The organism is Streptomyces tailanensis, assembly GCF_008386495.1.
Lineage (GTDB): Bacteria > Actinomycetota > Actinomycetes > Streptomycetales > Streptomycetaceae > Streptomyces > Streptomyces tailanensis.
The window spans coordinates 1-8,721 of record NZ_VTHJ01000128.1 but is presented as its reverse complement, the minus strand read 5'-3'; the positions used below and the strand labels follow the sequence as shown (position 1 = coordinate 8,721).

General features: G+C 68.2%; 7 protein-coding genes. 6 read left to right on the top strand and 1 reads right to left on the bottom strand.

All coding sequences use genetic code 11. The features are described from left to right. A partial coding sequence (locus F3T56_RS44785) for an SRPBCC family protein (protein ID WP_281291985.1) occupies positions 1–153 on the top strand: 153 nt, incomplete at its 5' end. 10 nt (positions 154–163) lie between these two features. Here F3T56_RS44785 and F3T56_RS44780 read toward each other — a convergent pair. Then, positions 164–910 carry an IclR family transcriptional regulator gene (locus F3T56_RS44780; protein ID WP_149831209.1) on the bottom strand — a complete coding sequence of 249 codons (747 nt, stop codon included), beginning with the start codon at positions 908–910 and terminating at the stop codon, positions 164–166. 201 nt (positions 911–1,111) lie between these two features. On the opposite strand from F3T56_RS44780, the gene betA reads away from it, so the two are divergent. The 5 genes from betA (at position 1,112) to F3T56_RS44755 (ending at position 8,489) form a co-directional block, all read left to right on the top strand. Beyond that, complete coding sequence (gene betA, locus F3T56_RS44775; protein ID WP_149831208.1) at positions 1,112–2,776, top strand: choline dehydrogenase; 1,665 nt, start codon at positions 1,112–1,114, stop codon at positions 2,774–2,776. 131 nt (positions 2,777–2,907) lie between these two features. Beyond that, entirely contained in the window at positions 2,908–4,377 is a 1,470-nt protein-coding gene (locus tag F3T56_RS44770; protein WP_149831207.1) for an aldehyde dehydrogenase family protein, read from the top strand. A 20-nt stretch (positions 4,378–4,397) separates the two neighbouring features. Then, positions 4,398–5,486 (top strand): quaternary amine ABC transporter ATP-binding protein, encoded by a 1,089-nt coding sequence (locus tag F3T56_RS44765; protein ID WP_149831206.1) that lies wholly within the window; start codon positions 4,398–4,400, stop codon positions 5,484–5,486. Then, on the top strand, positions 5,486–7,495 hold the full coding sequence (locus F3T56_RS44760; RefSeq protein ID WP_149831205.1) for an ABC transporter permease: 2,010 nt from the start codon (positions 5,486–5,488) through the stop codon (positions 7,493–7,495). Before F3T56_RS44765 ends, F3T56_RS44760 begins: the two co-directional genes overlap by 1 nt. A 13-nt stretch (positions 7,496–7,508) precedes the next feature. Beyond that, positions 7,509–8,489: an ABC transporter substrate-binding protein gene (locus F3T56_RS44755; protein WP_149831204.1), complete on the top strand. Its 981-nt coding sequence runs from the start codon at positions 7,509–7,511 to the stop codon at positions 8,487–8,489. Positions 8,490–8,721: the final 232 nt, after the last annotated feature.

The window sequence follows — 8,721 nt, the reverse complement described above, 5'->3', positions numbered from 1 at the left end:
AATCAGCAGGATTTCGACGCCTGCGAGCGTACGCAGCCCGGAATGAGCTCCCGTATGTATGCCAAGGGTGGTGTGCTGGTGCCCAGCGAGCACCACATCGGTGCCTTCCACGACTGGGTCAACGAGCGGCTGGGCACCCAACAGGCCCCGTAGCCACGGCCGTTCAGCCCAGGTACCCCATGCGGTGGCTGATCTCCTCCGCGCCCTTGACCAGCACGGGGGCGAGTTCGTGCAGACGCTCCTCGGTGAGCCGGTACGACGGCCCGGAGGCGCTCACCGCCGCTACGACCTCGCCCTCCCGATTGCGGATCGGGGCGGCCATGGCGTGCAGACCGAGCTCCAACTCCTCCAGCGCCCAGACGTAGCCGCGCTCCCGGGCCTCGGCGAGGTTCTTCTCGAGCTTCGTCTTCGCGGTGATGGTGTGCGGGGTCACCTTCTTCAGGCCGCCGGCGCTCAGCAGCGAGGCACGCTCCCGGGTGGAGAGGTGGGCCAGCAGGATCTTGCCGCTCGAAGTGGCGTGCAGCGGGGTCAGCTGGCCGACCCAGTTCTGCGCGGTCACGGCGCCCGGGCCGCGCACCTGGTACAGGTTGACGGCGTAGTGCTCCTGCAGCACGGCGATGTTGACGGTCTCGCCGATCTCCTCGGCCATCGCCTCGCAGACCGGGCGGCTCTGCTGGGTGATGTCGATACGTCCGGTGACCGCACCGGCCAGGCGTACGATGCCGAAGCCCAGGCGGTACTTGCCGCGCTCACCCGCCTGTTCCACGAGACCGCGTGCCTCCAGCGCCCCGAGCAGACGGAAGGCGGTCGACTTGTGCACATCGATCTCGGCCGCCACCTCGCTGACGCCCGCCTCGCCGCGGTGGGCCAGGATCTCCAGAACGCTGATGGCGCGGTCGACCGACTGCACTCCGCCAGTGGGTGAGTTCGGGGTTTCGGTGTCTTCGCTGTGGTTGCTCACAGTGAAACTATACCCACAGTAAACAACACTACTGCAAGGAACAGGGGCGTAGCGAAGACTTCATAAGTTGCGCTTGCTGCAACCTGGTGCGTATGGCGATACCGGTACTAGCATGCCCCCATATCTATGGCGCGAGCGAGACGAGGCACCATGGTTTCCCAGCAGTACGACTTCGTCATCGTCGGCGGCGGATCAGCCGGCAGTGCACTTGCGAACAGGCTCTCCGCGGACCCGGCGAACCGGGTGCTGGTGCTGGAGGCGGGCCGCTCCGACTATCCGTGGGACGTGTTCATTCATATGCCCGCGGCGCTGACTTATCCGATCGGCAGCCGCTTCTACGACTGGAAGTACGAGTCCGAGCCCGAGCCCCATATGGGCGGGCGGCGCGTCTATCACGCCCGGGGCAAGGTGCTGGGCGGCTCCAGCAGCATCAACGGCATGATCTTCCAGCGCGGCAACCCCCTGGACTACGAACGCTGGGCCGCCGACCCGGGCATGGAGACCTGGGACTACGCGCACTGTCTGCCGTACTTCCGGCGCATGGAGAACTGTCTCGCCGCCGACCCGGACGACGAGTTCCGCGGCCATGACGGCCCTCTCGTCCTCGAACGCGGCCCCGCGACGAACCCGCTCTTCACCGCCTTCCAGAAGGCCACCGAGGAGGCCGGGTACGCCCCCACCGACGACGTCAACGGCTACCGGCAGGAAGGCTTCGCCAAGTTCGACCGCAATGTCCACCGAGGGCGCCGGCTGTCGGCCTCGAAGGCCTACCTCAAGCCCGTGATGAAGCGGCCGAACCTCACGGTCAGGACCCGCGCCCTCGTCACCCGCGTCCTCTTCGAGGGCAAGCGGGCCGTCGGAGTCGAGTTCCAGCGCGGGCGAGGCGCGCTCCAGCAGGTCCGCGCCAAGGAGGTCATCCTCTGCGGCGGCGCGATCAACTCCCCGCAGCTGCTGCAACTCTCCGGTGTCGGCAACGCCGAGGAGCTGAGCGCCCTCGGCATCGACGTCGTCCACGACCTGCCCGGCGTCGGCGAGAACATGCAGGACCACCTCGAGGTCTACGTCCAGTACGCCTGCAAGCAGCCCGTCTCCATGCAGCCTTACATGGCCAAGTGGCGCGCCCCCTTCATCGGGCTGCAGTGGCTCTTCCGCAAGGGGCCGGCCGCGACGAACCACTTCGAGGCCGGCGGCTTCGCCCGCAGCAACGAGGACGTGGACTACCCCAACCTGATGTTCCACTTCCTGCCCGTCGCGGTCCGCTACGACGGTTCCTCGCCCTCCGGCGGCCACGGCTACCAGGTGCACGTGGGCCCCATGTACTCCGACGCCATCGGATCCGTGAAGGTCAAGAGCAAGGACCCGCGCGAGCACCCGGCGCTGCGCTTCAACTACCTCTCCACCGAGCAGGACCGCCGCGAGTGGGTCGAGGCGATCCGCGTGGCCAGGAAGATCCTTGGCCAGCCCGCGCTCGCCGCCTACAACGGAGGCGAGATCTCGCCCGGGCCGAAGGTGGACTCGGACGAGGAGATCCTCGCCTGGGTCGCCGAGGAGGGCGAGACGGCCCTGCATCCGTCCTGCACCTGCAAGATGGGCACCGACGAGATGGCCGTCGTCGACCCGGCCGACTTGCGCGTGCGCGGTCTGGAGGGCCTGCGCGTGGTGGACGCCTCCGTCATGCCCTACGTCACCAACGGCAACATCTACGCCCCGGTGATGATGATCGCCGAAAAGGCCGCCGACCTGATCCTCGGCAACAAGCCCCTGCCCCCGTCGAAGGCCGCGTACTACCGCCATCGAGGTTCCGTCTCCGGGTGAGGACCGTGGGTCACCTTGCCAAAACGTCATCCGTGAACCCCTTGACGCAGGTCTGGGCATTCGCCAAGGTGTTCCACCACAAGCAAATGAATGCATAATGCGCAACGCATTTCGGTTGAAGGGCTGGTCGCGTGGCAGACCTGTATGTGGCCGGTGAATGGCGGGAGCCGGAGGCCGGAGGCCGCCGGGAGATCCGCTGTCCCGCCGACGGCTCCCTCACCGCGACCGTGTCGGAAGGGACCCGCCCCGACACCGAGGCGGCGATCGCCGCCGCACGCAGGGCCTTCGACGAGGGCCCCTGGCCCCGCACCTCCGAGCGGGAGCGCGGCGCGCTAATCCTGCGCACCGCCGACATCATCGAGCGCGACGCCAAGGAATTCGCCCGCGCCGAATCGCTGGACACCGGCAAACGGCTCGTGGAGAGCGAGTACGACATCGCCGACGTCGTCTCCTGCTTCCGCTACTACGGCGGGATCGCGGGCACCGACGCGGGACGCGTGGTCGACACCGGCCGCGACGACGCAGTCAGCCGCGTCGTGTACGAGCCGATCGGTGTGTGCGGGCTGATCACTCCCTGGAACTACCCGCTGCTCCAGGCGAGTTGGAAGGTCGCCCCCGCCCTCCTCGCGGGCAACACGATCGTCCTCAAGCCCAGCGAACTCACCCCCTCCACCTCGATCCTGCTGATGAGAGCACTCGCGGAGGCCGGGCTCCCCGCCGGCGCCGCCAACCTCGTCCTGGGCGCGGGGCCCGAGGTGGGCGCCCCGCTCTCCGAGGATCCGGCCGTCGACATGGTCTCCTTCACCGGCGGCCTGGAGACCGGCAGACGGATCATGGCCACCGCCGCGGCGAGCGTGAAAAAGCTGGCACTGGAACTCGGCGGCAAGAACCCCAACGTGGTCTTCGCCGACGCCGACTTCGAGACGGCCGTGGACTTCGCTCTCACGGCCGTCTTCCTGCATTCCGGGCAGGTCTGCTCGGCCGGCGCCCGCCTGATCGTCGAGGACTCCCTGCACGACCGCTTCGTCGACGAGGTCGTCCGCCGCGCCCGGCTGATCCGCCTCGGCGGCCCCTTCGACCCCGAGGCCGAGACCGGGGCGCTGATCTCCGCACAGCACCTGGAGAAGGTCGAGGCGTATGTCGCCGCGGGCCTCGCCGAAGGCGCCGTACTGCGCTGCGGTGGCGCACGGCCCGACGACCCGGCCCTGGGAGACGGCCACTACTACCCGCCCACCGTGCTCGACGAGTGCCGGCAGGACATGCGCGTGGTGCACGAGGAGTCCTTCGGGCCCGTCCTCACCGTGGAGCGCTTCACCGACGAGGACGACGCCGTACGCATCGCCAACGACACCGAGTACGGACTTGCCGGAGCCGTCTGGACGCAGGACGCGGGCAAGGCCCAGCGGGTCGCCCGGCGGCTGCGCCACGGCACGGTGTGGATCAACGACTACCACCCCTATGTGCCGCAAGCGGAATGGGGTGGCTTCGGGCACTCCGGTGTGGGCCGGGAACTGGGACCGACCGGCCTGAACGAGTACCGGGAACCCAAACACATCTGGCAGAACATCCAACCCCGGCCGCAGCGCTGGTTCAGCGGCTGAACGCCGAAAAGAGGTCGATCATGACCCCAGTACAGACCGAGGTGCCGCAGCGGCGCGGCACACCCCAGGACTCGGACGGCACGCCGGTCATATCCGTGCGCGGGCTGTGGAAGGTGTTCGGGCCGAAGGCCGAGCAGGTCCCGGAATCCGAGGAGTTGTGCGGGCTCACCCGCCGTGAGCTCATGGACCGCACCGGCTGCACCGCCGCCGTACGCGACGTCGACTTCGAGGTCGCGCCCGGCGAGGTCTTCGTCGTCATGGGCCTGTCCGGCTCCGGCAAGTCCACGCTGGTGCGATGTCTGACCCGGCTGATCGAACCCACCGCCGGTGAGATCGTCTTCGAGGGCGAGAACATCCGCGACGCGGACGCGGGGCGCCTGCGCGAACTGCGCCGCCGCAAGTTCTCCATGGTCTTCCAGCACTTCGGCCTGCTGCCCCACCGCCGCGTCGTCGACAACGTGGCCTTCGGCCTGGAGATCCGCGGCATGAGCAAGGCCGCACGCGTCCAACGGGCCCAGGAGGTCGTCGAGTTGGTCGGCCTCGCCGGCTACGAGAACTCCTACCCCGACCAGCTCTCCGGCGGTATGCAGCAGCGCGTCGGCCTCGCCCGGGCGCTGGCCGGTGATCCCGACGTCCTCTTCTTCGACGAGCCGTTCTCCGCGCTCGACCCACTGATCCGCCGGGACATGCAGAACGAGGTCATCCGCCTCCACCACGAGGTCGGCAAGACCATGGTGTTCATCACCCACGACCTCTCCGAGGCCCTCAAACTGGGCGACCGCATCCTGATCATGCGCGACGGCAAGATGGTCCAGTGCGGCACCGGCGACGAACTGGTGGGCGCCCCGGCCGACGACTACGTGCGTGAGTTCGTCAAGGACGTACCGCGCGGCGACGTACTCACCCTGCGGTGGATCATGCGCCCCCCGGCCGACGGCGACGAACTGGACGGTCCCGAACTGGGCCCGGACGTGGTCGTACGGGAAGCCACCCGGGCCGTGCTGGCGGCCGACAAGCCGGTCAAGGTCGTCGAGAACGGTGAACTGCTCGGCATCGTCGGCGACGAGGAGATCCTCGCGGTGGTCGCCGGGCAGGAAGGCGACATGTGATGACCGTCGTCATGCAGAAACCCGAGCAACCGGAGAAGACGGAGCCCGTAGAGAAAGCCGCGCCCGTCACCGGCGTACGCCGAGTCAGCCGGTCCACGCTGGTGGCCGCGATCCTCGTGGCCTGGCTGCTGCTCTTCTTCGTCCTGCGCGGAAAGCAGACCCTGGCCCTGGCCGCGGCGGACCTCACCGATCTGCACCACTGGTTCAACGACGTCAACGACTCGATCGGCGCCAACCGCAACTCCAACCCGCTCTTCCTCTACTTCTTCAACGAGATCCGCCTGGTCATCGACACCTTGGTGACCTTCGTCCAGGAGCTGATCTCCCAGCCGCCCGCCGGTCGCCCGGTGCCGCAGATCGGCTGGCTGGGCGTCGTCGGCATCGCCGGCTATGTCTCCTGGGCCCTGGGCAACTGGCGGGTCGCGCTGCTGGCCGTGGCCGGCTTCACCTTTCTCGGGCTGCAGGGCCTGTGGCAGGAGAGCATGGACACCCTGGCGCTCACCCTCTCCGCGGTCCTCGTGGCGCTGCTGATCGCGATACCGCTCGGCGTCTGGGCGGGGCTGTCAGACCGGGTGGACCGGGTCATGACGCCCGTCCTGGACTTCATGCAGACGATGCCGACCTTCGTCTATCTGGCCCCGATGACGCTGTTCTTCCTCATCGGCCCCGCCTCCGCCACGATCGCCACCGTCATCTACGCGGCCCCGCCGGCCATCCGCATCACCGCGCACGCCATCCGGTCCGTGCCGGAGACCACCGTGGAGGCGGCCGACTCGCTGGGCGCCACCCGGCGGCAGGCGCTGCTCAAAGTCCTGCTGCCGATGTCCAAACGGACCGTGGTGATGGGCGTCAACCAGAGCATCATGGCCGCCCTGGCCATGGTGACCATCACGGCCCTGATCGACGCGCCCGGCCTCGGCAAGACCGTCGTCCAGGCCCTGCAGTCCCTCGATGTGGGCACCGCCTTCAACGCGGGCCTCGCCATCGTCGTCATGGCCATCGTCCTCGACCGGGTCACCACCGCGGCCAGCACACGCGAGGAGGCGGCCCGGCGCTCCGGCAACCGCTTCCTCACCTGGCGGCGGCCGCTGCTGGGGGCGGGAGCGGTGGTCACAGCGGTCCTGGTCTACCTGTCGCACACCTACATGTGGGCGGCCGAGTTCCCCGGCGAGGGCGGCGTCGGCAGCTCGATCGCGAAGGCCGCCGACACCGCGACGACCTGGGCGCAGGACAGCCTGTCGGGTCTCACCAACGCCTTCCGCGACGCCCTCACCAACGGCCTGCTCAACCCGTTCCAGACCTTGCTCACCGATTCCCCGTGGTGGCTGGTCGGCGCGGCACTCATCGGACTCGGCGCGGTCCTCGGCGGCCCGCGCGCCGGGGTCACCACGGCGATCTGTGTGGCCGTGCTGATCGGCACGGGCGTGTGGTCGGACAGCATGACCACGCTGGCGTCGACCGTCGTCGCCACCGTGCTCGTGATGGTGCTCGGCATAGGCTTCGGCGTGTGGATGGGGCGCAGCCCGCTGGCCGACCGGATGCTGCGGCCCACTCTCGACGCGGCGCAGGTCATGCCGCCGTTCGTCTATCTGGTGCCGTTCCTCGCGCTGTTCGGCGCCACCCGCTTCACCGCGATCGTCGCCGCCGTCGTCTACGCGGCACCCGTCGCCATCAAGATCATCGCGGACGGGGTGCGGAACGTCCCCGCGACCACCGTGGAGGCGGCCACCTCCGCCGGGGCCGACACCTGGCAGATCATCACCAAGGTCCAACTGCCGATGGCACGCGGCGCCCTGACCCTCGCGACCAACCAGGGCCTGATCTATGTGCTGTCGATGGTTGTGGTGGGCGGCCTGGTAGGCGCGGGCGCCCTCGGCTACGACGTGGTGGCCGGCTTCTCGCAGGGACAACTGTACGGGAAGGGGCTCGCCGCGGGGCTGGCCATCGTCCTTCTCGGAGTCATGTTCGACCGGATCACTCAGGCAGCGGCGCGGCGTGCCGGCGCATAAGGAGCGACAGACCATGGCAGGACAAGCAAGACGACAGTGGAGAGCCGGTGCCGTCGGCATAGCGGTACTCGGCCTCACCCTCACCGCCTGCGGTGGTGCGAAGGTCGGCGAGGACACCTCGGGGTCCGGCGCCTCGGGCGGCGCCGGCACATGCGACACCTTCAACCTCGCGGTCAACCCCTGGGTGGGCTACGAGGCCAACGCGGCGGTCCTCGCGTACGTCGCGGAGAAGGACCTCGGCTGCAAGGTGGTCAAGAAGGACCTCAAGGAGGAGATCGCCTGGCAGGGCTTCGGGACGGGCGAGGTCGACGCCGTCGTGGAGAACTGGGGCCACGACGACCTGAAGAAGAAGTACATCACCGACCAGAAGACCGCCGTCGAGGCCGGCCCCACCGGCAACGAAGGACTCATCGGTTGGTACGTGCCGCCGTGGCTGGCCAAGGCGCACCCGGACATCCTCGACTGGAACAACCTCAACAAATACGCGGACAAGTTCAAGACCTCCGAGTCGGGTGGCAAGGGACAACTCCTCGACGGCGACCCGTCGTTCGTCACCAACGACGAGGCCCTCGTGAAGAACCTGAAGCTGGACTTCAAGGTCGTGTACGCGGGCAGTGAGACCGCCCTCATCCAGGCGTTCCGGAAGGCCGAGAAGGACAAGGAGTGGATGATCGGCTACTTCTACGAGCCCCAGTGGTTCATGTCCGAGGTACCGCTGGAGAAGGTCAAGCTGCCCGAGTACAAGCAGGGCTGTGACGCCGACGCGGCGAAGGTCGCCTGTGACTACCCCGTGTACAAGCTCGACAAGATCGTCAGCACCAAGTTCGCCGAGTCGGACAGCCCGGCGTACGACCTGGTGAAGAACTTCACCTGGACCAATGACGACCAGAACACCGTCGCCAAGTACATCGCGGTGGACAAGATGACCCCCGAGGCGGCCGCGGAGAAGTGGGTCGAGGCCAACCGCGACAAGGTGGACGCCTGGATCAAGTAAGCCGTTCACGGATGCCCGGTGGGCGGTGCGCACGGACGCGCACCGCCCGCCGGGCCTCCCCGTTTTCCAAGCCGTTCCCCACGTCACCGACCCTCTTGACACCCCTCTGCGCGGCAGGCACATTGAGTTGCGCAACCTGAATCACGTTGCGCACGAAGCAACTGAACCGGAGGTGCGGCGATGGCGGGACCCCGAGTGGTCATCATCGGAGCGGGCGTCGTTGGCGCGGCTC

Bases quoted from the DNA above. Each gene is read 5' to 3' on its own strand.
- betA (WP_149831208.1), top strand. From the start codon at position 1,112: ATGGTTTCCCAGCAGTACGACTTCGTCATCGTCGGCGGCGGATCAGCC.
- F3T56_RS44765 (WP_149831206.1), top strand. From the start codon at position 4,398: ATGACCCCAGTACAGACCGAGGTGCCGCAGCGGCGCGGCACACCCCAG.
- F3T56_RS44760 (WP_149831205.1), top strand. From the start codon at position 5,486: ATGACCGTCGTCATGCAGAAACCCGAGCAACCGGAGAAGACGGAGCCC.
- F3T56_RS44755 (WP_149831204.1), top strand. From the start codon at position 7,509: ATGGCAGGACAAGCAAGACGACAGTGGAGAGCCGGTGCCGTCGGCATA.